17 protein-coding genes, 6 tRNA genes and 1 pseudogene are annotated in these 23,695 nt (G+C 49.8%); all 24 read right to left on the bottom strand.

Going from position 1 to position 23,695, the window contains the following annotated elements; translation table 11 throughout:
- Positions 1–87 precede the first annotated feature (87 nt).
- Positions 88–906: a hypothetical protein gene (locus KTH90_RS21235; protein ID WP_238727448.1), complete on the bottom strand. Its 819-nt coding sequence runs from the start codon at positions 904–906 to the stop codon at positions 88–90.
- Positions 907–923: 17 nt separating this feature from the next.
- Complete coding sequence (locus KTH90_RS21230; protein ID WP_238727447.1) at positions 924–6,254, bottom strand: fibronectin type III domain-containing protein; 5,331 nt, start codon at positions 6,252–6,254, stop codon at positions 924–926.
- Positions 6,255–6,654: 400 nt separating this feature from the next.
- A tRNA-Lys gene (locus KTH90_RS21225) sits at positions 6,655–6,727 on the bottom strand.
- Positions 6,728–6,818: 91 nt separating this feature from the next.
- Positions 6,819–6,890: transfer RNA gene (locus tag KTH90_RS21220), tRNA-Gln, on the bottom strand.
- Between the two features lie 4 nt (positions 6,891–6,894).
- A tRNA-His gene (locus tag KTH90_RS21215) sits at positions 6,895–6,968 on the bottom strand.
- A gap of 43 nt (positions 6,969–7,011) precedes the next feature.
- Positions 7,012–7,085 (bottom strand) — tRNA-Arg (locus tag KTH90_RS21210).
- Between the two features lie 45 nt (positions 7,086–7,130).
- A tRNA-Gly gene (locus KTH90_RS21205) sits at positions 7,131–7,201 on the bottom strand.
- Positions 7,202–7,213: 12 nt separating this feature from the next.
- Positions 7,214–7,288 (bottom strand) — tRNA-Pro (locus tag KTH90_RS21200).
- 88 nt (positions 7,289–7,376) lie between these two features.
- The gene (locus KTH90_RS21195; protein WP_158353051.1) at positions 7,377–7,859 is read right to left on the bottom strand and encodes a metallophosphoesterase family protein; all 483 of its coding nucleotides are present in this window, start codon (positions 7,857–7,859) and stop codon (positions 7,377–7,379) included.
- Positions 7,860–7,872: 13 nt separating this feature from the next.
- Positions 7,873–8,469, bottom strand: a complete 597-nt coding sequence (locus KTH90_RS21190; protein WP_238727446.1) for an XTP/dITP diphosphatase — start codon at positions 8,467–8,469, stop codon at positions 7,873–7,875.
- Positions 8,470–8,489: 20 nt separating this feature from the next.
- Positions 8,490–10,196: a lectin like domain-containing protein gene (locus tag KTH90_RS21185; RefSeq protein WP_238727445.1), complete on the bottom strand. Its 1,707-nt coding sequence runs from the start codon at positions 10,194–10,196 to the stop codon at positions 8,490–8,492.
- The gene (locus tag KTH90_RS21180) at positions 10,193–11,350 is read right to left on the bottom strand and encodes a THUMP domain-containing class I SAM-dependent RNA methyltransferase (protein ID WP_238727444.1); all 1,158 of its coding nucleotides are present in this window, start codon (positions 11,348–11,350) and stop codon (positions 10,193–10,195) included. Before KTH90_RS21180 ends, KTH90_RS21185 begins: the two co-directional genes overlap by 4 nt.
- Positions 11,351–11,904, bottom strand: a pseudogene (gene yfcE / locus KTH90_RS21175) (phosphodiesterase).
- A gap of 63 nt (positions 11,905–11,967) precedes the next feature.
- Positions 11,968–12,273, bottom strand: coding sequence for a rhodanese-like domain-containing protein (locus KTH90_RS21170; RefSeq protein WP_158353058.1), 306 nt, complete (start codon positions 12,271–12,273; stop codon positions 11,968–11,970).
- 163 nt (positions 12,274–12,436) lie between these two features.
- Entirely contained in the window at positions 12,437–12,703 is a 267-nt protein-coding gene (locus KTH90_RS21165) for a hypothetical protein (protein ID WP_238727443.1), read from the bottom strand.
- A 317-nt stretch (positions 12,704–13,020) separates the two neighbouring features.
- A complete protein-coding gene (gene mgtE, locus KTH90_RS21160; RefSeq protein WP_238727442.1) occupies positions 13,021–14,370 on the bottom strand; it encodes a magnesium transporter in 1,350 nt (449 codons plus the stop codon).
- Between the two features lie 342 nt (positions 14,371–14,712).
- On the bottom strand, positions 14,713–15,345 hold the full coding sequence (locus tag KTH90_RS21155) for an HAD family hydrolase (RefSeq protein ID WP_158353064.1): 633 nt from the start codon (positions 15,343–15,345) through the stop codon (positions 14,713–14,715).
- 85 nt (positions 15,346–15,430) lie between these two features.
- On the bottom strand, positions 15,431–16,528 hold the full coding sequence (locus KTH90_RS21150; RefSeq protein ID WP_158353065.1) for a VanZ family protein: 1,098 nt from the start codon (positions 16,526–16,528) through the stop codon (positions 15,431–15,433).
- A 155-nt stretch (positions 16,529–16,683) separates the two neighbouring features.
- Positions 16,684–17,190 carry a DUF1700 domain-containing protein gene (locus KTH90_RS21145; RefSeq protein ID WP_238727441.1) on the bottom strand — a complete coding sequence of 169 codons (507 nt, stop codon included), beginning with the start codon at positions 17,188–17,190 and terminating at the stop codon, positions 16,684–16,686.
- A gap of 181 nt (positions 17,191–17,371) precedes the next feature.
- Complete coding sequence (locus tag KTH90_RS21140) at positions 17,372–17,863, bottom strand: EutP/PduV family microcompartment system protein (RefSeq protein ID WP_158353069.1); 492 nt, start codon at positions 17,861–17,863, stop codon at positions 17,372–17,374.
- Between the two features lie 59 nt (positions 17,864–17,922).
- The gene (locus tag KTH90_RS21135; RefSeq protein WP_158353070.1) at positions 17,923–18,300 is read right to left on the bottom strand and encodes a BMC domain-containing protein; all 378 of its coding nucleotides are present in this window, start codon (positions 18,298–18,300) and stop codon (positions 17,923–17,925) included.
- A 697-nt stretch (positions 18,301–18,997) separates the two neighbouring features.
- Positions 18,998–20,737, bottom strand: coding sequence for an ABC transporter ATP-binding protein (locus KTH90_RS21130; RefSeq protein WP_238727440.1), 1,740 nt, complete (start codon positions 20,735–20,737; stop codon positions 18,998–19,000).
- The gene (locus KTH90_RS21125; protein ID WP_238727439.1) at positions 20,734–22,488 is read right to left on the bottom strand and encodes an ABC transporter ATP-binding protein; all 1,755 of its coding nucleotides are present in this window, start codon (positions 22,486–22,488) and stop codon (positions 20,734–20,736) included. The genes KTH90_RS21130 and KTH90_RS21125 overlap by 4 nt, the downstream gene beginning before the upstream one ends.
- 44 nt (positions 22,489–22,532) lie before the next feature.
- Entirely contained in the window at positions 22,533–23,561 is a 1,029-nt protein-coding gene (locus KTH90_RS21120) for a GGDEF domain-containing protein (RefSeq protein ID WP_158353076.1), read from the bottom strand.
- Positions 23,562–23,695 lie beyond the last annotated feature (134 nt).

The following is a 23,695-nucleotide window of genomic DNA, read 5'->3' as shown; positions in this document are numbered from 1 at the left end:
AAGAACTGATTCCTGTATATTCTAAATGAAAAGCACCCCGGCTGAGGCTTTACCCAGAACAACCGGGGTGCATTTTATGATGTTAGTTTATTTTTTTCTCCGCATGACAATCACAGCAGCGATCGCAGCGAGCGCCAGAACTCCGATCACGATATAAATGGCAATCGGATTGTAGTCTCCTGTTGTGGCCGCGCTTACCGAGTGTGTTTGATCTGAAGAGTTGCCGCCGGAAGTGGTGGAGTTGTGCTTCGGATTTTCAGTTACAGACGGCGTTGTCTGGGGTGTTACGGTAGGAACCGGCGTGAGCGTGGGGGCCGGGCTTACCGTCGCCTGAGGCTCTTCGGTCGGAGCGGGACTTACAGTCGGAACCGGACTTTCACTGGGCTTCGGTTCAGCGGCCGCAGGTATGACTACGGTCGATGCCTCAGGCATCTGGTCAGCCGCCAAATCCTGAACCGCACGGGTATTTCCTGCGGTATTTAATTTTTCCGGAGTGATCTTTAGATTTACGCCGGCCTGGTTCTCATCCGTCACCGTGATCATCCCCATCTTAAGCTCTGTCTGCCCTTCATCCAACAGGTACTCCCTTCCCGATACGATCAGATGCAGCAGACCGGTCTGTTCATCATAAGATGCTTCATACACAAGGGCGCGGCTGCTGATCTGGTTGGAATAGTCAAATTTTATATCTTTCGCACTCCCTGCCGCCGCTTCCAGTTTCAATTCTATATCCAAGGACCGCATGGTTTCATCCGTGAGGTTCTGCAGGTTTATATGGATTTCATTTCGGTTGGTTACCTCGTATTGTAATGGGCCTGTCCCGACGGTATCCGCATAAACGGTCACCGGCGCTGTGATTGTCAGTACGAGAAGAAGCACCAACATCATGATTATTCTATTTTTCATTGATATTCTCCTTCCCTTCATTTCACTTGATTCTGCATCTGATACCGGGAGCCGGATCCCTGCAGTTCGATCTCCGGTATGGTCTCGGGCAGCTGGGTCCACAGTGTGTCGCTTACCAGTCTCTCACCCAGATTCGTGTTGGCGTCATCCACACGGTAAAGTTCAGCCCGTACTTTGATGAGACCTTCCTCCATGACAGAATCCAGCTGATCGGGCTCTATATAATAAACCCAGTAGCCGTTTTCCGTCTCTCCCAGCTCGCCGTGGGCCGGAACATCAGCAAATATCACCTGTACCCCCTCGATCAGTTCATCTTTTTGATTATATAGCTTCAGAGCATTGTAGGCCGGATTTCCTTTATAGCCGCCGGTAAAGATCAGGGAACCTTTCGGGATTTTATCCCCTGTACTCTGATCCAGTACGTAATCGGATTTTAATATGCCGATTCCTTGGTCGGTCAGCTCCACATTATCGCCGGAAGGCCCTAACACGTCTACTTCTGAGACGGATACCTGCTTCTGGTTCTTTGCAGTCAGTCGCAGACAGGAGGCATCATAGGTATAGAGCCAGCTGTCATCTTCCTTGTTAAAATAAACCACTGCCGTACGGTTTTCATCCAGAACGAAGGTTCCGATCTTCACGGTTTCCCAGTTCTGGTTGTCTGTACTTACCTGAATCTCGTAATTCTTGATTGGTGTTCCGTCCGTTCCGGCCGTGTACTTGAAGCCGGCAACCGTAAGCAGTTCCTGGAAATCAAGTGTTATCACAGCGTTTCCGCTTTTTACTGATCCGGTATACGAATTGCCGTAATCACGATCGATCACTTGATCAACCGCCGAGATCACTCCGGGTTCCGGATTCTCATCGCTTCCCACTTCTGCCGTATCTTCCTCAGAGGACATATTCGTCGCCGCGATCCAGTTAGTCTTGTCCAGACTTCCGTCGTGGGAGATCTTAACCGGCGCAAGCGTTACCGGCTGCGCGGCATTCAGCCACTTGTCATAGGCTGTCACTTGGTAGGTAAATACCCGGTTGTTCACAGTGGCGATGGTATCCGTATACTGATCCTGATCGGCTGTGACAAAGGCGATCGCTTTGCCATTACGGCTGATTTCATAACCCAGCATGGACGACGCGTCCGCCCCCTGCAGACTGAGATTCAGCTTCACCTGGGTTGAGTTCCCCTCATGGTCCAGGGACGCCTGCACTGACGCCTGACCGGCTGTGGAGGCATTTCCTTCGATCGTGTAGACTCTGGCCTCATCATTGATATACCAGATCGGCCTGGTCTCCTTCTCAAACTGGGCGGCATAAGCTCTGGTCGCCTCATTGGGCACCATACCCCAGTGTTCAAAGAAGGAGAGCAGATCCTTTTGGGCGGCTGCGCAGGACAGACGCATCAGATTATTGTCCACGTCTTTTCCTTCCAGGGTGAGCTTTACGCCTCCGGGCGCCGGAGCAATGGCTGTGTTACGGGCGTACGCGTCAACCCGGGCGAAAAACAGACTTTGGAACTGCTCCGCATAATCCGTATAGGTCTTATAGTTATAATCCTTATCGTAGGCCAGATGCAGCTGCCAGTACATGCCCAATGCCGTAAATACATTGGCGGCTCTTCCCGTTGTACCGGATGTCACTTTCTCGTAGACATCCTTGTACTGGAAGCGGACGCTGTCATTGGTATCATGTGCCTGGGACAAGACTGAAAAATAGTTGTTGGTGATCTCCGCTATCGCATACTGGCTCTGATTGATTTCATGTCCGATCTCATGAGCGATTCCCCAACCGAAGAATCTTCCGCCGGACCATTTCCCGTTCTCCTCACTGACCAGGGAGGGAGAAGCGGACAGGCCGCCGACAGAGCCGAACTCTATACCGATATGTTTTCCTCCGGCGTACATAAACGCGCCGCTGAACATTCTCATGTATCGGATATTCAGCCGGGTTACCGGAAGGTTATTCTTATTCCCGTAGGCCGCCAGGAAATCTGGATCGTTTTTTTGTTCCTGCGTATAGGTGCCCAGCCCTTTGTGCTGATAGAAAAGGTCTGTCATACGTTCCATGGCATCCATAGAACGGTCCAGCTGCTGTGCCTGCTCTGCTGCCGTGCCTTTTCCAAGCCCTGCCAGAACCTGCGTGGCCGGAACGGACAGCAGTACCCGGTCCAGAACGATTTCCGTCGCGTTATTGATGCAATCCTGAGGCCGGTACGCAAAGTTACAGTTTGTATCCTCTTTTTCATGCTCCTGCAAATGTTTCTGTTCTAATCCGTCCGTGTAGGTAATCAGCTTCTCCACATATGCCGTAATCTTCTCCAGCCTGTCAGACTCTGATGTTTTCGACAGATCCAGCACCGGTATGGCCGTTCCTCCGCTCACCCGGACACTGTACTTCTCAGCTGCGTTGTTCCCCTTATATTCGATGTATAAGGATCCGCCCAGTTCCATATTCAGGCTGGAGATCTGGGGAATGGTCACTTCATTCATTCCCACCTTCAGGGTTTCGGCCACCGTCTTTGACCAGGCGCTGGCTTCCGCGTGGTACTGGGTGGCCACCAGGCGCAGGTTCGTGTTATCTCCGGTTTTCTTACCGGTGCTTCCCACATAGACATTCAGCGTTTCACCGCTTCTCGCCGCGACCCCAAGCGGCTGCCCGGAATTCAATCCGCCGGCGAATCCCGTCTGGCTGTCATATGCGGAGGATACCGCCGTATCGATGGACAGCGGCACGTCCAAACCGGTATCGTTCAGAACCGCCATCGCGTTATCCAGCTCCCGCAGCAGCAGGCCTTTCTTCGGGTGCAGATCGCCGCTCACCGCGTCGGGCGTATTAATCCGGTCCCTCAGATCGTTCAGTCCCACCAGCGTAACCGAATCTTTCAGTATCATATGTAAATCATCCTGCCAGAGAGCATTGATCTCATCTTCTAACGGGCTGTATTCATAGAAATTCAGTTCCGATATCGTAACAGGGTCCGCGTAATATCTGGTATAACGAACCCGGATCTTCTTCACGTCCGATTTGGGGAAGTTTACCTGGATGGTATTCGACGCCCCGGACACTCCGGCAGTCGTAACGCCCTTGCCGATATCCCCGCTTCCGTACACGGTCTGCGTCCCCTGCGCGTCCCATACCATTACCTGCCATTTCGCGAAAGAACCGAATCCTTCCCCTTGATAAGCGGAAAGAATCAGATGATCCATCGTATATTCCCGGTCAAAGGTAACCGTTGCTCCCGCTAACTGGGCATTGGAATTGGAATAATAATAAGTATCATAATCGCCGTCCACCACCCAGGCCGGGTCGAAGCCGTCCGGATACTTGCCTGGCAGATATCCGTCCGTGGTGACATTTTCGATATGATCTGTCAGTGAGCTTCCCTCTTTCTGGCGGTTAATCAGCTGATACCTGGTAACCTTAACCTGGCTGTTCTTCGTGGTTCCCGTGTAGATGGCAGATGCCTTGCTGGTACCCACTTCATTGGTGCCGGTCAGATAAATAAAATACTTCGCATTATTTTCCAGATCGTCCAGGGTATAAGTTGCAGTTGTTATTCCTGGAACAGACTGATACTGGCTCTCTTTGTCCTTCTTATAGTACAGGGTATAGGAGTCCGTATCTTTCATTTTCTTCCATGAAATTTTCAAGCCCCGGTACAGGCTGCCCACCGATACATTTTCCGGAGGGTCAGGCACCTTGTTGGCTACCGGAACCGCTTCTATCGATTCGGAGTAACCGCTGCGCCACTCATCATTGACAGACTGTACACTGATCTGATAGACCACTTTATTTTCAAGCTTATCGTTATTTAATGTGGTGATCTTCAGACTGTTTTGCGCCGTGGAAAATACCTGGGATTTTTCCCCGCTGACTACTTTTACCTCATAGCCGGTCACATTGGTCTCACGGCTCCATTTGACCGTAATCTCCCGGCTTCCCGGTTCCGCGGTCAGATTCTTCGGAATATTCATCTGAGGCGCCGGAATCCGGTCTTCCATCTGATTCAAAAATTCCACCTGGGCGATATCCGCCAGCTTCTTGCTGCTGGTATCCGTCACTTTAATCGTGATCTTTTTCACCGCGACCTGACTCCCCAGATTTACAACAATCGTTCCATCCGCCTCCATAACCGCTTCAGGACCTAAAGATCGGGACCGATAATAAGCGGCTTGGGACCGTACCGGACAGGTGAGCGTACTGCCATCCTCCAGGGTAAGCGTAATCTCCGCCTCCTGAATCCGGTTATCAGAGTTTACCGGCGGATGTATCGCGAATCCTTCCATGACAACAGAACCGGTCTCGATCTCCAGCTGAACCGGCTGTTCCGGTGTAATCTCTTCTCCTCCGTCACGTCCCATACTTACAAACGATCCGTTATCGTCCAGAATATCCTTTAATTCGCCATTTACCATCACATTCGGCTCAGAAACCTGCACCTGCATCTCTGAAGTCAGAACAGACCGATACGGCACGGCTTCCAGCGGTTTTGCCTGGTAATTGGCTGTAAAATACTGAAGGTCCGCCAAGTCCACCAGCTGGTCCGCATTCAGATCACAGGCGCTGTCCGCTTCCTGCCCTATCATGGCCGCTATCAGCTCTTCCTTATCCGAATCATCGATCTTCCCATCACCGTTCACATCCCCGTAACCGATCACTCCGGGATGTACTTCCAGGGCCCGGTAGGTCTCGTCCAGTTCATGGCTGTTCAGGAACGCCGCCCGGTATGACAGTCCCTTTGTATCCAACGAAAGCTGCTGGATATAGGTTTCATATCCCGTCCCCCACAGTTTCAAACTGTATTTTCCCGTTGGCAATTGCCCGAATACCGCAGCCTGCTTCTCAACCGTACCGTCAGCAGCTACGGGGCCTAATGCCTTTACGAGCGCTTCCCCCTGCTCAGGCTGTATAGAAACATTCAGCTCTTTCTTCGCCTCCGGCAATAGGAAGCCTATTTCTACTGTTAATTCGCAGGTATTGTTAATCCCCGCATTCTCTTTGCCAGCATCTCCGTTTTTTTGCTCCTCCGGCCCCGCAGCCGGCAGCACTCCGGCAGCTGTCATATCAGGAGCTGTCCCTTCCGGCGTGCCGACAGGCTTCACTCCTTCCGGTGTCGCTGCAGGTGATCCGGTATCCGGCGTGACAGCCGGTGTGCTCTCCGGCGCCTGAGTTGATTGCGCTCCTGCCGGTGTTTCACTGGGTATCGCATCGTTCAGGCCGTCCTGCACCGCTTCGGTCTGCTTCCCAGGTGTCTCCGTCGCTGCAGACGCATAAACCGGCGTGCCGGCGAACAGCTGCAGTGAACATTGCAGCACCAGCATCCAGGCTATAACTTTCCTCAAATCCCTCATTCCTTTCCCTCATTTACTTATAAGCTGAAAAAGAGTTTCGCTTGCGAAACTCTCCGCCTGCGGCGGGCCGCGTAAGCGGCATCTTCCTTTCCGCCGCTGTGCGATCCCGCGGAGCGTTTTTTATTTCATAGGAGCACTTTCCTATGAAACAAAAAAACAGTGTTCTAATGAACACTGTTATAAATTTTATACTACCATTTTTTGACAATACCTGTCAATCAACAATCACGCCACAGTCACACATTTTATGTACTGCCATTATCCATGAAAAATGATCAAAATCTCACATATCTACATGCAGTCTCCGACTTCTTCCCTGTTAGAGGCAAATTCCTATACAAGTAATAATGATCGAAAAAGCACCGGAAACCAAAAGGTTACCGGTGCTTCATTCTGTTACTGAGGCATCGGGGATTCGAACCCCGGACAACTTGATTAAAAGTCAAGTGCTCTACCAACTGAGCTAATACCCCATACACAATCATCAAATTCAGACAGGCTTACCACGGAAGGCACAGACCACACATACACAACTTTACATTCTGTAAGCGGCAACCCTGCAAACTGGGCTAGCTGGATTCGAACCAGCGAATGCAGGAGTCAAAGTCCTGTGCCTTACCGCTTGGCGATAGCCCATTAAGGTGGATACAGGGATTCGAACCCTGGGCCTCCAGAGCCACAATCTGGCGCGCTAACCAACTGCGCTATACCCACCACATAGTATATACCATTTGCCAAGTTTGATACTTAACAAAAACGTGCCTGAAGGGATTCGAACCCCCGACCCACGGCTTAGAAGGCCGTTGCTCTATCCAACTGAGCTACAGACACTTATGCAATTATTGGAAATCTCTTTCCCCGCTGACGGATCAGCGAAGCAGGTGATGGGAATCGAACCCACGTATCTAGCTTGGAAGGCTAGTGTTCTACCATTGAACTACACCTGCATGTCCTATTTATCGGGGTGACAGGATTCGAACCTGCGACCTCCTGGTCCCAAACCAGGCGCTCTAGCCAAGCTGAGCCACACCCCGCAATGATCATACCTGCGCCCGACCGTGACGCAAGATATATTATATTATAAGGTTTTTTATATGTCAACCATATTTTACAAATTTTTTATTATAAATAATTAATGGTAAAATGCGCGTCCCCGTGCGTGTCCAGATCCATGATGACATAGCTGGGACGCCTCCCTTCCTGCCTGGGATAGGACAGACTTCCCGGATTGACCGCTATGACATCTCTGTCAATGTCCACCAACGGCCGGTGGGTATGACCGAACATCACGATATCCATCCCCCGCCCTCTGGCTTCCTTCTTTATCCCTTCCGCATCCACCGACACATAGTAATAGTGTCCGTGAGTCAACAGAACCTTATACCTGCCGATCTCGATCTCTTTTTCTTTCTCCAGATCCGAGAAGAAGTCATTGTTCCCGGCAATAATCTCCACCGGGCATCCAGCCTGCTCTGCGATATACTCTTCGCTTCCTTCCGCATCCCCCAGATGGATCAACAGGTCAATGGGACTCACCTTCTTAATTACCTCCAGCAAATTTCCATTCTGTCTGTGCGTATCACTTACGATCAGGATCTTTTTCACGCACGATTCCTCCTTATTTTAACAGATCTTTTAATTTTTCTTTCATTTGGCGCAATGCTTTTCCCCGGTGGCTGCACTCATTCTTCTGTTCCATCGTAAGCTCGCTGCTGGTACAGCCATATTCCGGCAGATAGAAAATAGGGTCATAACCAAATCCGTTGGCCCCTTTTTCCGCATAGCCGATTCTCCCCTCCATAGCCGCCCGGGTGGTGAGGATTGTCCCATCTGGGAACGCCGCCGCTATGACGCAGACAAAACGCGCGGTGCGCTCTTCGTCCGGGACACCGCTTAACCGGTCCACGATCATCCTGTTTTTAATATGGTAGGAAGTGTGCTCCCCGGCATATCGGGCCGAGTAGACACCGGGTTCCTTGTTCAGGTAATCCACCTCCAGGCCGGAATCGTCCGCCAGAACCAGCTGACCGGTCAACTGCATAATCGTCCTGGCTTTGATGACCGCATTTTCTTCAAATGTATCACCGTCCTCCACAATATCCACATGAATTCCTGCGTCCTTCATGGACAGAATCGGCATGTCCAGATCTTTGAGTATCTCCCGTATTTCTCTCATTTTCCCTTCATTACCGGTAGCAAAAATAATTTTCTCCATCTCGTAGTCCTCGTGCTTTCTTATTCCATGTTGTCCGTATATGCTTTTAAGCAAAAATTACATTGATAGTTTTCTTCCAGTGAATCCCAGGTACTTCCATATAAACTAATATATCCTTCTCCGTCCGACAAGTCAACGTCCATTGTGACATCATCTGCCGGGTATTCGATGGCAATGGGATGAATGGAGTTGGGCGTTTTTATCTTGACCACAACGGCGAATTGTCCGCCGGGCGTCAGATCCGCAGGAGCATCCAGCGGAATCGTATAAAAGCCCGCGTTACTGATATACCCGGACTGGATGTACTCCCTCTGGTTCAGGGAATCCGGCCCCTGAAAATCTCGCACTACAGAAATCTCATATTCCGTATCCTTCCCGGTCGCGTAAAATCCCACGGCCTGCAGCCGCTGTGCTCCCTCAGCCTGATAGACATTGGCGAAATAAGCAGTATCGGAACCGTAACCAACCTGGCCGACCCAGCCGCACAGATCGGACTGGTACAGATGATCATAATTGTCAGGCTCTTCCACTGACGTGTAAACTACATTGTGCATCCCGATATTGGTATCATAATAGGAGACATAGAATACGCCATCGTCCCCAAATTCCTCTCCCCAGCTGTTCTGACAGATAAACGCGCCGTCGCCTTCCAGCTCGGTATTAAAATTCTCCTTTGGATAGTTATCATCCCACCCGATAATCACGATATCGTGGTTCGGTTTCTCGGTTCCTATATAGCAGTAAGCGTAATTCTTCTGATTATAATACATAGAACGGCTGGCGGAACCGGTAAGCGACGTGTAGAGGGAGGACTGAACCCCTCCATATTTATAGACCGCTTCCTTAATCCGCTGGAAATCCTTTCCCTCTATAATCTGGACCTCCTGTACATGCTTCACCGCATCCAGTCCTTCCGGCGAATAACCGTCCCCATAGGGGTCATCCTGTTCCAATACAGGCCCCTGCCACGCGCTCAGGTAAGCCATAGCCATGGTGTATTCCCCGCCGGAATTCTGATCTCCACAGAAGCTGTTCTTCAAACTCATGTGATCCGGTGAAAACTGCAGATTCTCTTCCGGTAAAATCGAGGAGGACAGTGCCGTCAGGGATGCGAACGCCCAGCAGGTCCCGTATTTCCCCTGATCGATCACAGCCGGCTTACGCCCTTTCTCCCGATAGTCGTAGGCATATGGAATTGCGGGCTCATCCGGCTTCTGATTCACCAGCAAAGCCTGATTGTCCTGAATATTCCACTGATAGGAATAGTTCAGCCCCTCAGCCACCTGTTCCAGCGAGACGTAATAATTACCATCCTGCTGCACCATCGAAGTGGTAACCGGCACTTCATTCTGATTCCGGAACATGATATCTGAATTCAGCAAAAACTCCAGTTCCACCGCATTCTTCTCCACAACCAGCTTATTCCGGTCATAGAGATTCACAGCGCAATTGAAGCTGTTGGTTATGGCAGTAACCGGCAGCATCAGATTCTTATCCTGATCCATATACAGTTGTTCATCCGGCAATTTCATTTCTTTGCTGTCCACGATCAGCGCGATCGGCTTGCTGTTGACACTTCCGGCGATCAGCGGATTCCAGGTTTCCTCATCCAGTTCCGACTGCTGATTCGGTTCCACCGCTTCCACGTCGGTAAAAGGTACCGCCTGCACATATAACAGCAGCGCGAGAATGATCATGAAAAACAGATACGCTTTTTTATGTCTCAATTGATCCCCGCTTCTCTCCTTGGAGGCTTAGGCCCCAGAAACTGGTAATAATATGTTTTCAACATTCCGTTATAGATCTTCCGGTTCTTGTCAGCCTTTCTGCCCATATATTTCTCGATGTCCTCATAACTGGTGATAATATAGGCAGACCAGGAATCCAGCCTTTTATACGCCTCGCCAATCTGGGAGTACAGGGCCGGAAGATTTGCTCTCTCTTCAATTCTTTCCCCGTAAGGCGGATTGGTAATCAGAAAACCGTATTTTTTTGGATGATTCAATGCGCTGACAGGCCGTTCCTGAAAATGGATCAGATGATCCACACCGGCTTCCCGGGCATTCTCCCTGGCTGATTTTACTATCGCTCCGTCGATATCATAGCCCTGGATGTCCACATCGATATCGTCCCTGATCAGGTCGTTAGCCTCATTAGCCGCCTCATACCAGGCCTTCTTCGGGATCAGGTTCATCCAGGCCTCCGCCGTAAAGGACCGGTTCATCCCGGGAGCGATATTCGCGGCCATCAGCGCCGCCTCGATGGGAAATGTCCCGCTTCCGCAGAATGGATCCACCAGTATCCTGCTCTTATTCCACGGTGTGAGCATAATCAGCGCTGCGGCCAGCGTCTCCGTCAGAGGCGCCTTACTGGTCAGCTGCCGGTATCCCCGCTTGTGCAGGGAGGTTCCGGAGGTGTCGATTCCCACACAGACCTCATCCTTGTACAAAAATACCCGCACCGGATATTCCGCCTGATCTTCCGGGAACCATTCCACATGGTAGGACTGCTTCATCCGCTCCACCATCGCCTTTTTCATGACAGACTGGATATCGGAAGGACTGAACAGCTTACTTTTGATCGAAGACGCTTTCGTAACCCAGAACTTTCCATCCTGGGGGATATAGTTTTCCCATGGAATGCTTCTGGTCCCCTGAAACAGCTCTTCGAATGTGGCAGCCCGAAAACTGCCGACCTTTAACAGGACACGCTCCGCCGTTCTGAGAAAGATATTCGCCCTGGGTATCGCGGCGATATCCCCGTAAAATGTAATCCGTCCGTCCTCCACACAGCTTATGTCATAACCCAAATCCTGCAGTTCCCGTTTTAAAACAGCCTCCAAGCCAAAATGGCAGGGGGCAATCAGTTCTATTTTTTCCATTTATTCCTCCAGAGATACTTCCAAACTCTTTATCATCTCTCCCCCGAAACCTTTGATCGTAAACAAACCATTTTCCAAAATGCCATAGGTTTGGATGTTGCCCTCTTTCGGCAAAGATATGGAGCCTGGGTTCAGCAGAACATAATGTTCCCTTTTCTTAGCCTTTAAAACATGAGTATGGCCATGTATAAAGATATCCCCTTCCTTAAGCGGCGGAAGATTATCTTTATTATAAATATGTCCATGGCTCGCGTAGATCGTGCGGTTTCCCTCCAATATGATACCATAATCGGCCATAATCGGGAATTCCAGCACCATCTGGTCCACTTCCGCGTCACAGTTGCCTCTGACCGCGCATATGTCATTTTTAAATCCATTCAACAGTGAAATGACCTGCTTCGGCGCATAATCTCTCGGCAAATCATTCCTCGGCCCATGATAAAGCAGGTCGCCCAACAGGATCAGGCGATCTGCCTTTTCTTTTTGATAAGCTTCCAGCATTTTTTACAAAAATATGCAGAGCCGTGAATATCAGATGCGAACATCAATTTCATTTGTATTTTCCTCCAAACTGCTTATCTCTATATTAAAGGTACTTCAAAAGCATGTCAATCTTTTCATTCAGTTTCCAGATACCGGCCGCGGTAGGCCAGAATGCCTCCAACCACAGTTTTCACATGATATCCTTCATTCCCCAGATGTTTGGCAGCCATCAGGCTGATTCCGCCTCTCTCGCAGTACAGAATCAACGTATGGCTGCCGAAGGATCCTTTATATCGATCCAGTTCATCATATGGTATGTTATAGGCGCCCCGAATATGCTCATTCCGGAACTCTTCCCTCTCGCGCAAATCTATAATGAAAACTCCGGGTTGGCCGACATAACTGTCGATGTCCTTAGCCGGAATTGTTTCAAAGCCCATATAATCACCTTTCTTCCTTATTATAACATATCATATTCATAGGGACGAACAGCAGTGAATGTTCAAAGATGATTGATAAGGAAAAAGATCTGCCGCAGTACAAGGATCCCTGCGGCAGATCTTTTTCTTTTCCTACAGTCTTACAGAAAGCTGCTAATCAATATTAGCAGTTGCTGGACTTATCCTGATAGTTGTTTTTATTCTGGTTCTGATTCTGGTTCTTGTTCTGGTTTTTGTTTTTCTGATTGTTTTTGTTGGCATTGGAGCTGCTGTTGTTGTAATCATCAGAAATGTTGTTGTAGCTGTTGGAGCTGCTGTTGTTGGAGTTATTGGTGCTGGTGTTATTGTAGTCGTTATTGGTGCTGTTAGAATAGTTTGAATAGTTTTGTGAGCTGTTCTTGGAATTGTTCTGATTATTATTTCTTTCCATGATATCTGCCTCCTAAGGGATTAATATATTTACAAACTTTATTATCCCACCAAAGAACAGATTTATACGAACACAAATCAGATTCCAGAATTCGGTATATTCGGATAATTTCGGGAATTTTCGATTTTTTATTGCAAATTGAAAAAGAATATATTATAATTGGATAGTAAAAAAATTTACCCTTCAAAGATTTTTTTACATTTATAACCCCTTATTTAATTATTTATACTCCCCTCATCGAACGACCTGGTGGCTCCCCCACCAGGTCGTTCACTTTTCCGGATTTCTTCCGTTTTTATATTTATGTAATCCACTTTTTAAAGCTTCAGCAGCCGTTCCGCCACGTTAAAATAGATCACCAGCGAGCAGGCATCCACAATCGTCGTAATCAGCGGAGCAGCCATAATCGCAGGATCTGCTTTGACTGATTTCGCTACAATCGGGAGAATGCCGCCGATCGTCTTAGCTACGACAACGGTAGCCAGCAACGCAAACGCGACGGTTAAAGCGATCAGTTCATTTCCCGGATACATGATAACCAGCCTAACAAAATTGACCGCGCTGAGCACCACCCCCACAATGAGGCTGACCCGCAGTTCTTTCCAGAGCACCTTCAGGAAATCTCCAGGACGGATCTCACCGACAGCCATGCCCCGGATCACCAGCGTACTGCTCTGACTGCCCGCATTACCGCCGGTGTCCGTCAGCATCGGAATGAATGTCACCAGCAGCGGCAATGCCGCAAAAGACGCCTCGTATTTACCGAGAATTCCGCCGGTGATCATCCCGGAGACCATCAGCACCAGCAGCCAGACGATCCGGTTCTTCGCCAGCTCAAACACATTTGTTTTCAGGTAAGGCCGCTCCGAGGGAGCCATGGCGGCCATTTTTTCAAAATCCTCCGTGGCTTCCTCTTCCATAACATCCATGACATCATCAACGGTGACAATGCCTACCAGACGGTTTTCATGATCCACCACCGGCATGGATATAAAATCGTAGCGCATCATGCGCTGCACAGCCTCTTCCTGGTCCTCTGTCGTCCGGGCCGTGATCACATCCCTTTCCATCAGATCGCCGATCACCGTGTCATCCGGGGACAGAAGCAGTTCTTTGACCGTCACCACACCTTCCAGACAGCGCCTGCTGTCAGTGACATAGCAAGTATAGATCGATTCCCTGTCCTCACCGATCCTGCGTATGCGGTTGATGGCACCGCTGACCGTCATGTTTTTCTTCAGATCGATAAATTCGGCGGTCATTATACTGCCAACGGAATTTTCCGGATAATTCAAAAACTGATTGATCAGATTCCTGGTCTCTGGCTGGGCATTTTTCAGCACCCGCTTGACTACATTGGCCGGAAGTTCTTCCAGCATATCCACAGCGTCATCCACAAACAAATCTTCCACGATGGCCCCGAGCTCCTCATCCGTGATCGACCGGATGATAATCTGCTGTGTTTCGGGCGGAAGATTGGAGAATACCTCCGCCGCCAGTTCCTTGGGCAGCGTCCGGAAAACGACCGTCGCCTTATCCTGGGGCAGGTTCTCCATGAAGTCAGCGATGTCCACCTCGTTCTCCTCAGCCAGCGCTTCTCTCAGGCTCCGGTAGTCCCTCTCTTCCAGATACCGGTTCAGCATTTCAAAATCATATTCTTTTTCCATTGGTCCATCCTCCTGTCTTAAGTTTAGCAGCGAGGAAGCATCCAAACAGACAAAAACCGTATGAAAATACTGCCGCAAAGCAACACTTTCATACGGTGACATTCATGACAGGGCATACTTCCAGCCCGGTTCAGGGGAATTCTCTATGCACGCAGAAAAATAAGCGGCATAACGGTATTTCTCTTATCCCACAAGTGAATGTCACTGTCCATTTCGCAACTTCGTCCGCATATGTCCACTTATTTTTCCTCCCTTTTTTATTTTACTAGACTTCCATAGTATGCCAGAAAACTGGAGTTGTCAACTCCCATTCCTCAATTTTAAGGTAGTGGGAATCTCCGATCACAGCAGGTCAGGAGTGATTTCAAGTATGTCTGAGACGATTTTGTCGGCTGCTGTGACGTCCTGGCCGAATCTTTCATCTGCTTTTCCTATCACGTACATACCCGCGCTTTTCGCGGCTGTGATGCCGTTGTGCGAGTCCTCGATTACGATACATTCACCGGGAGAGACCTGAAGCGCATTGGCAGCTTTCAGGAAAATCTCAGGATCGGGCTTGCCGTTTACCACTTCATCCCCACAGACCACCGCGTGAAAATAAGAAAGGAGATCACACTCGAAAAGCACCTGTGTAACAACCTTTCTCATGGTGGAAGAAGCCAGGCCTATCTTATAACCGGATGTCTTCAGGTACTCCAGCAGTTCCGGAATTCCTCTGTTCAGGATTTCTTTGTAATGAATAGTTACCCTATCCCTGTAGGTTATGTAAGCTCTCTTTAAATCATCTGGCGAGGTTCCGGGATTGAGTTCGGATACCTTAGTCCACATATTGTTCATGGATCCGCCCACAAAGCTTTTTCGGACCTGTGCGGGTACCCGCAGTCCCTGCCCGTCAAAAAAGCCGCCCTCCAGCTTCGCGTAAATCGGTTCGCTGTCTATGATTACTCCATCCATATCAAAAATAACTGCTTTCATTTATAAATTTTCCTCCGCCCTTTTGGGAAATAAAATAAAAACCAGCTGCTGTTCCTATCCCATGCTGGTTTTTATTATACTATGCCTACGCAGGCAATAGCCATATTTTTTCATTTTTTTGTTTTTGTTTCGATATTGCGCCAACAGTACTGACGCATTCCGTACGGCTGATCCGCTCGTGGAGCAGAAGTCTCGGCTTTTCCCGGTAACCGGTGCATACATCGAAGATATAACCGCAGAACCAGATAATCGGTAATGGGATCAGAACGAAATAGAGCAGGCCGGAGCGGAGTGCATATTGATACAGGGCAGGTTTTCTTTCATTTCTTCCGGTTATCCGGATCCGGCAGACCCACTTGCCGGGGGTATAGCCGTCAGTCGCCCATGGGATCAGAATAAAGTAACCGGCGATCACAAACGCGTAGACAAAGCCGGGAACGACGACCAGGGCCGGGATCAGAAGCGGAACCGCGATCATACATAGTATTAGAAGAATGCCGATCAGCAGCCAGTCCAGAAGAAATGCGGCAAATCTCCGGCAGCAGGTTACGATTCTGCCTTTGAGATAAGCATTCTGATCCAATTGTTCTCTGGACGGAAGTAATCTGAGTAACAGAGGCGCCGCTGCGTATCCAAGCATACCGCCCCATGTGTTCAGCATCAGATCATCCACATCAAAGAGCCGGTAACCCCGGGGATATATTCCATACAGCCCGCTAAGCTGCGTAAATTCAAAAAACAGGCTCACCAGAAGGCTGATCCATATTGTTTTGACCAAACCGCAGCGGAAATAATATCGAAGATAAATTCCAAACGGCAAGAACATGAATATGTTACAGATTACCTGTAAAAAACAGTTCTGTGTGAGTGCCGTCAGATACGTACCCGGATTCATAATATCAAGCTTCGTCTCTCTTAAAAAATCTCTGACGAACTGAAACGGCAGAAGCTGAACCGAAGGACCGGTCTGTCTGGCCACCTCATCAACCGGCGGCAGGGGCAGGATCACCAGGAAGTACATGCAGAGCAGATATAACAGGAAGGAATATAAAATGACGGTCCTTAATAAGGGAATCGCGCCATACCTGCGGTATTGAACGATCATATAGGGAAATGTCAGGAAAGCAGCCAGCAGCGGGAACACCGCCAGTGCCGTCCGTATAGGAATCCAATAAGCTTCCATCAATCACACCACCTTTTCTTGATGATAGGATCATACCAAAAAGGAGAAATGCACCGCCATAATTATGGCTTACATTTCTCCTTTTAAGCTTACACTTTTGTAAGCTGATCTTTATCTGACTGAATTTCGCCCTGCTGCACTCCCGATACCGCATCCTATCGGCCGCTGCCGCCCCGTATAATCCGATATATAATATAGATGATCAGAAGCGGAACAAGAATCGGAAACAAAAAAGAGATCAGGCCTGTAATCATGGAAATCACCAGAAAAACGGCCAGAACGATTACCGCTGCAATCAACACTTTCTCGAACCACGGACGCTTCGGCTTATCATAATGCATATTCCAGCCGTTCCCGTTAAACTCTGCCCGGAACCCTCTGTCGGAATTACCGTTGGCTCCCGCGGACTCCTCCTGGTAATAATCGCTCTGCTGACCAGCCTGCTGGTAAGAACTCTGTCCTCCGCCGGATGTATCAATAATCGTACGGGCAATTAATCTGGGATCTCCCAGCTCGCCCATCACATCCTCTTCACTTCTTCCCTTTTGTATTTCATCTGAAATATATCCCTCATAATAACTCAAGTTGTCCCTTATCACCGACGGCGCCACTTCACCGTTCAACGCGGTTCGCAATCCATCTAAAAATTCCTGTCTGCTCATGTATTTCCTCCGTGGACTTCCATTCCTCTGTTCCTTCATTGGCTTGCACGGTTCTCTTCCGTACCACTTTCTGCATTTCAGGAACATTCTAACATATTATCTGCCACTTCGTAAACAAAAATCCGCAGCCCGGCACATTATTCTTCTGTAAAAAGAAAAACCGATGCGCGTCCTCCACTCATTACTTCGTGGATAAAACCACCCGCGGCCGTTCCGCCTCTTCCTGATCCCAGGGCAGCACGTCACCATCTTCCCTTAAATACTCCAGAATCTGCCAGATTCCCTCGCCGGTATACGCGCTGACCCGAAACACCTCTTCACACCCCGACAGCCTCAGCCAATCCTCTGCCCGATCCGGATTCGCGTCCGGATGATCAATCTGCGTAACGATACCGATCACCGGCCTGGCGGAAGAAGCCGTCACGCAGGGAGGAAACAAGGAATACGGTTCCTGTGCCCCGATCAGCAGTCCCACCACATCCGCTTCATAAGAATACAGAGCCAGCGCCCTGCCCAGCCGGTTCGTCTCCGCGTATTCCCCCGGCGTATCAATCACCACATCATAATGATTGATATACTGTGTTTTATGGTAATGAATCTTATCCCCTTTTAAAGCCTGACGCAGCGTTGTCTTTCCACACTCGCTGCGCCCCATAAGAATTATTTTTTTCATATCAAATCATCAATCCTCATTATCTGCTATCTCATACACCTATCCATCCATGAAATACATTAAGTGCGTGTAACTTCACAAATAGTAAATCCCAAAGTTTCTTTCAAATAATCCGTAATCGCGTGAATCGCCGTCTCTACCTCAGCCACCCTGCCGGTAAAAATAAGCGTCCCGCTGAACCGGTCAATAAACCCCAGATCAATATTCGCCTTTTTCACAGCCAGATCCCCTGCGATCACCGAGATCTCCGCCGGGCTCATACTCAAAATACCGATAGCGGCTTTCCCATAGTCTATACTGGGATCCAGCCCCAGCTTTTTATAAACGATCGGATCCGGACTAGCAATCACATGAGCCAGCGTTACCTGTTTCCCCGGCACCAGTTCCTGGACAATCCTCAACTTTTCTTCCCCTGACATCCGATTCACAAAATCCATACCATCACCTCAAAATCACCTCAAGATTAACTATCTCTATTTATTAGTTAAATCTATAGATCTATAGTAGTCCTCTCTATAATACAACATAACCCAACAAAATACAATAAGAATCCAATATTTTAGCCAGGAAGTAATCCAATATTTTAGCAGTCATTTAAGTGATTGTTTCATAAGAGCATCAAAATAACAACAAACCTCCCCAAGCCCTCACCAATGCAGGGAATCGTCCGGACGGCCTTTTCCTCCCGGCGGGACTGTCCTAAAGCCAGGGCGCAGTCTGCCAGGGATCCGCTTTGTACGGACGCGCCCTATGGGGTACCCAGCAGGACGGGAGGTGTCTATTGCCCTCTTCCTCACATAAGACGCCCGTGTGAAATCTTAATGAAATCGATCCGGCAGGTTTGTGGCGAAAGACTGCGTTCCCTGCAGTCTTTCGGTGGCTGCTGAGCCGCGAATGCATCCGGCATTCGGGGCGAATCAGCCACGGACCGCAAACCTGCCGGACCGATTTCATTTAGATTACACCGGGTAACAGTCTTAAGTGAGGAAGAGGGCAATAGACACCTCCCGTCCTGCCGGGTACCCCATAGGGCGCGTCCGTACAAAGCGGACCCCTGGCAAGGCTGCGCCCTGACTTTAGGACAGCCCCAACGGGAGGAAAAGGCCGCCCGGACGATTCCCTACCCCCGCCCCCTCAATTCGCGAACTGGCTCTCATAAAGCTTGGCATAGAACCCTTGTTGGGCGATAAGCTCTTCATGTGTTCCGGTCTCCATGATACGGCCGTCTTTCATGACCAGTATCACATCAGCCTCTCTGATCGTGGACAGACGGTGGGCGACGATAAAGCTGGTGCGCCCCTCCATCATTTGGGCAAAGGCCTGCTGGATCTTAATTTCAGTGCGGGTGTCTATGGATGAGGTAGCCTCGTCCAGGATTAACATCGGCGGCAGGCACAGCATAACTCTGGCGATACAGAGGAGCTGTTTCTGGCCCTGGGACAGGTTGCCGCCGTCCTCTGTGATGACCGTGTCGTAGCCTTCGGGCATACGCTTGATGAAACTGTCCGCATGGGCGGATCTGGCAGCCTGGATGACTTCTTCCCGGGCCGCCTGGGGACGTCCATAGGCGATATTCTCATGTACGGTGCCGGATTTCAGCCAGGTCTCCTGCAGGACCATTCCAAAACTCCTTCTCAGGCTGTCTCGGGTGATTTGACGGGCCGGATGTCTGCTTACACGGATTTCCCCCTGATCTACATCGTAGAAGCGCATGAGAAGATTGATCATAGTGGTTTTGCCGCAGCCGGTGGGACCTACGATGGCGATCCGCTGTCCGGGTTTTACAGATAGATTCAGGTTCTCTATCAGTTTCACTTCAGGATGGTAGGAAAAAGATACATGTCTAAGATCAACGCTGCCGTCAACCTGCTGCAGGGTGAGCGCACCGGGCGCATCCGGCTCCTGGGGTGTCTCGTCGATCAGATCAAAAACCCTCCGGGCAGAGGCGAACGCATTCTGCAGTTCCGTTACCACGGATGAGATCTCGTTAAAGGGTTTCGTGTATTGGTTCGCATAGCTTAAGAAGCAGGACAGCTGTCCGACGGAGATAAGGCCCCGCATAGCGGACAGGGCTCCTATGATTCCCACTCCCGCATAGACCAGGCCGTTTACAAACCGTGTAGCCGGATTGGTAATGGAGGAGAAAAAAGTAGCCTTTGTACTGCATTCGCGCAGTCTTTCGTTGATTCCGGCGAATTTTTCTCTGGCCCTGTTTTCATATCCGAAAGCCTGAACCACCTTCTGATTGCCTACCATCTCTTCTACCAGAGAGGTGATTTCCCCTCTTGTTTCAGACTGGGCTTTGAACATGCGGTAGGTCCGTTTGGCGATAAAGCTGGCCACGAACAGGGATACCGGAGTGATCAGGACGACTGCCAGGGTTATGGTGATGTTGATGGATAACATGAATCCCAGCGTACCCAGTATCGTTATCACGCCGGCGAACAGCTGATTAAAGCCCATGAGAAGGCCATCGGACAGCTGGTCCACATCAGTAATGACACGACTGATGGTGTCGCCGTAGGGGTGGGAATCCAGATATTTTAACGGCAGGACCTCCAGTTGATGGAAGGCTCTGGTGCGGATATCTTTCGCCACATAGTAGGTCAGTTTATTGTTGCACAGATTCATCAGCCATTGGGCGGCGGAAGTCAGCAGGACCACTGCCAGAATCTGAATGAGAATCGGCAGGATCCGTGTAAATCCCACCTGCCCCGGGCCTGCGATCAGATCCACCACATTTCCGATCAGAATCGGGGCGTATAGGGTCAGGGCGACGCTGATCACGGCAAATATCAGGGAGAGGATCAGCTGAAGCCGATAGGGCCTGATGTATAGCAGGATTCTTCGGATCGTGTCTTTACTGTTAGTCATGCCCCTGCCACCTCCTCTTTCGACAGCTGTGACAGACAGATTTCTTTGTAAACCGGGCAGGTGTCCAACAGTTCTGTGTGTGTTCCCACACCGACCAGTCTGCCGTCATCCAGAACCAGTATTTTATCCGCCTGGCGCACGGTTGCCACCCGCTGGGATACCAGGAATACCGTGATTCCACTTGTCTTAGTGCGAATGGCCCGGCGCAGCCTGGCATCAGTCGCATAGTCCAGTGCAGACGCGCTGTCGTCCAGTATTAATATTTCTGGCTTCTTAGCCAAAGCCCGGGCAATCGTCAGGCGCTGCCTCTGGCCGCCGGAGAGGTTCTTTCCTCCCTGGGAAATCCTGGTGTCAAGGCCTTCCGGTTTTGAATCCACGAATTCTCTGGCCTGGGCGATTTCAAGTGCCTCATAGATATCTTCATCGGCGGCATCCTCTCTGCCCCAGCGAATATTTTCCCGGATCGTCCCTTTAAAGAGAACCGCCTGCTGGGGTACGATTCCGATCTTGCCGCGCAGCGCCAAGAAAGAATATTCCCTGACATCGGTACCGTCTACCAGCACGGTTCCGGCAGCCGTATCATAGAACCGCGGGATCAGGTTCACCAGCGTACTCTTACCGGAACCTGTGCCGCCGATAATGCCGATGGTTTCCCCGGCCTGTGCAGAAAAGCTGATGCCGGTCAGGGCTTCTGCTTTCGCACCCTGATAGACCGCCGATACGTTTTGGAACGCTACCTTTGTATCATTCCCTGTATTTTTCCCAAATTCCGGAGACTTCGGATTTTTTTCGCCACCCTCCTGCATGGTGGAGGTCACAGCGAACACCTCGTTAATCCGGATAGCGGACGCACTGGCCTTGGTTGCAGAGATAATCAGATTCGCCAGGGCCACCAGGGCCAGCAGAATCTGCGTCATGTAATTTACAAGAGCGATCACTTCCCCCTGCGTGATCATCCCCCCATCCACCTGTTTACCTCCGAACCAGAGGACCGCGATAATGGCTAAATTTACAATCGTGTAGGTTATAGGGTTTTCAAATGCGGAGATCTTGCCGGCCAGCAGCTGTATTTTTTGCAGCTGCCGGGTGGTCTCATCAAATTCTTCTATCTCATCTTCCTGCCTGGCAAATGCACGTACTACTCTGGCCCCTGTCAGATTTTCCCTGGTCATGCGCAATACCCGGTCTAATTTGTTTTGAACCCGCCGGTATACCGGAATTCCCGCCGCCATCACCGCATAAATCACCAGCGCTAACAGCGGTACGGCGATGAGGAAAATAACGCTTAAGCGCACACTGATCGTAAATGCCATAATAACCGCTCCCACCACAATAAAAGGTGAGCGCAGGAACAGCCGGAGCAGAAGATTTACCCCTGCCTGGGCCTGATTGATATCACTGGTTATTCTGGTCACCAGCGTGGAAGTTCCGATCTTATCCAGTTCCGTATAGGAGAGTCCGTTAATATGGCCGAACATATCCCGGCGCAGCTCGGTGCCAAACCCCATAGCCGCTTTCGCTGCAAAATACTGGGCTGTCAGGGAGCAGGTGAGCCCCAGTACGCCGAAAAACACAAGCAGACCTCCCATTTTCCAAATATATGGGACGTCTGCGTTCTTAATTCCGATATCGATCATATTGGCCATAACTAATGGCACGATCAGTTCAAAACATGCCTCCAGCAGTTTGAACAGGGGGCCGATGATACTCTCCTTCTTATAATGTCTTAAATATCCTGCTAGTTTAAACATAACTGTCCATTCCGTTTCTTATCAATTCTTATAGACGGTCCGTATCACAATCCCACTATCTCGTAACCGTCCCTGCCCCTCTCTTTCACTACATATAACGCGCTATCCGCAGCTTTGTATACTTTGTCATAATGCATGCCCGAGGAAACACACGCTGCGCCAACGCTTACGCTGATCTTTTCTTTGTGTTCCTGTTCCGTGTATTCCTTAACCTTTCTGCACAGGACACGGCATTTTTTCTCCACGATTTTCCGGTCCCGCACTCCGGCCATGAATACCAGGAATTCATCTCCTCCCAGCCTGCCTATGATATCGTCCTTTCGGAAAGTCTGCTGCAGGACTCGGGTGATTCCAATTAGAACCTGGTCACCGGCAAGGTGGCCGAGCCGGTCATTAACTCCTTTAAAATGATCGATGTCTATAATCAAAAATGCCCCTTTATTCCCTCTGCCATCCAGATAATTCTGAATGAGGTCACGGCTGGCATTTGGATGATACAGCCCGGTCAGACCGTCTTTTTTGGCTTTGTCCGCCCAAAGTTCTTTCTCCTCCATCAGCTGCTGGATGTCTGTAATTTTTCCAACTACATAGACCGGGCGGTTTCGTCCGTCAACCACCAGTTTCTTCGTAATCTGAAACCAGCGGGTACCGCCCTTTAACAGCCTGGCCTGGAGTTCCTGGCTGTCTTCTCTGACCTCGGTCAGATACCGGATCAGCCCTGCCTCCGGCGACTTATCCCATTCTGTCTGTTCTAATAAGGATGACGCACGGTCGATCCTGGGTTCATATCCCAGATTTTGCGCGCCATGCCCCGAAAAACACAGCCGGTCCTTTTTCACGTCATATTGAAAAAAACATTCATTGCTAAGTTCACAAAGCTGGATACAGCGCTCATGCTCCAATACAGTCATTCGCTTCTGCCATTTTCCCAGGCAGGCGTACCAGGCCAGGAAAGCCACCATAAAAACAAGCACTACCAGAATCCCCAGCAGGATACCCTGCTCCGGGTTTCCTCTCAGGTATTCCGTTAAAGAAACCTCCTGCGTCGCTGCCGCCGCTTTTGTTACATCCATATACTCACCTGTCTCTTTTTTGTCATTGAATTGTGTCTTTTGTTATTTTTTTCACTATTATAACAATATTCTACCATATTTTACTAAAGAAATACACTCGTTTTTCTCCGGCCTAAAGTGCCAGGCCTATGGTA

The sequence above is a fragment of the Diplocloster modestus genome, assembly GCF_019042245.1.
GTDB classification, from domain to species: domain Bacteria; phylum Bacillota; class Clostridia; order Lachnospirales; family Lachnospiraceae; genus Diplocloster; species Diplocloster modestus.
Note: the sequence above shows the minus strand (reverse complement) of the source record. Positions and strands in the feature narration are given on the sequence as shown.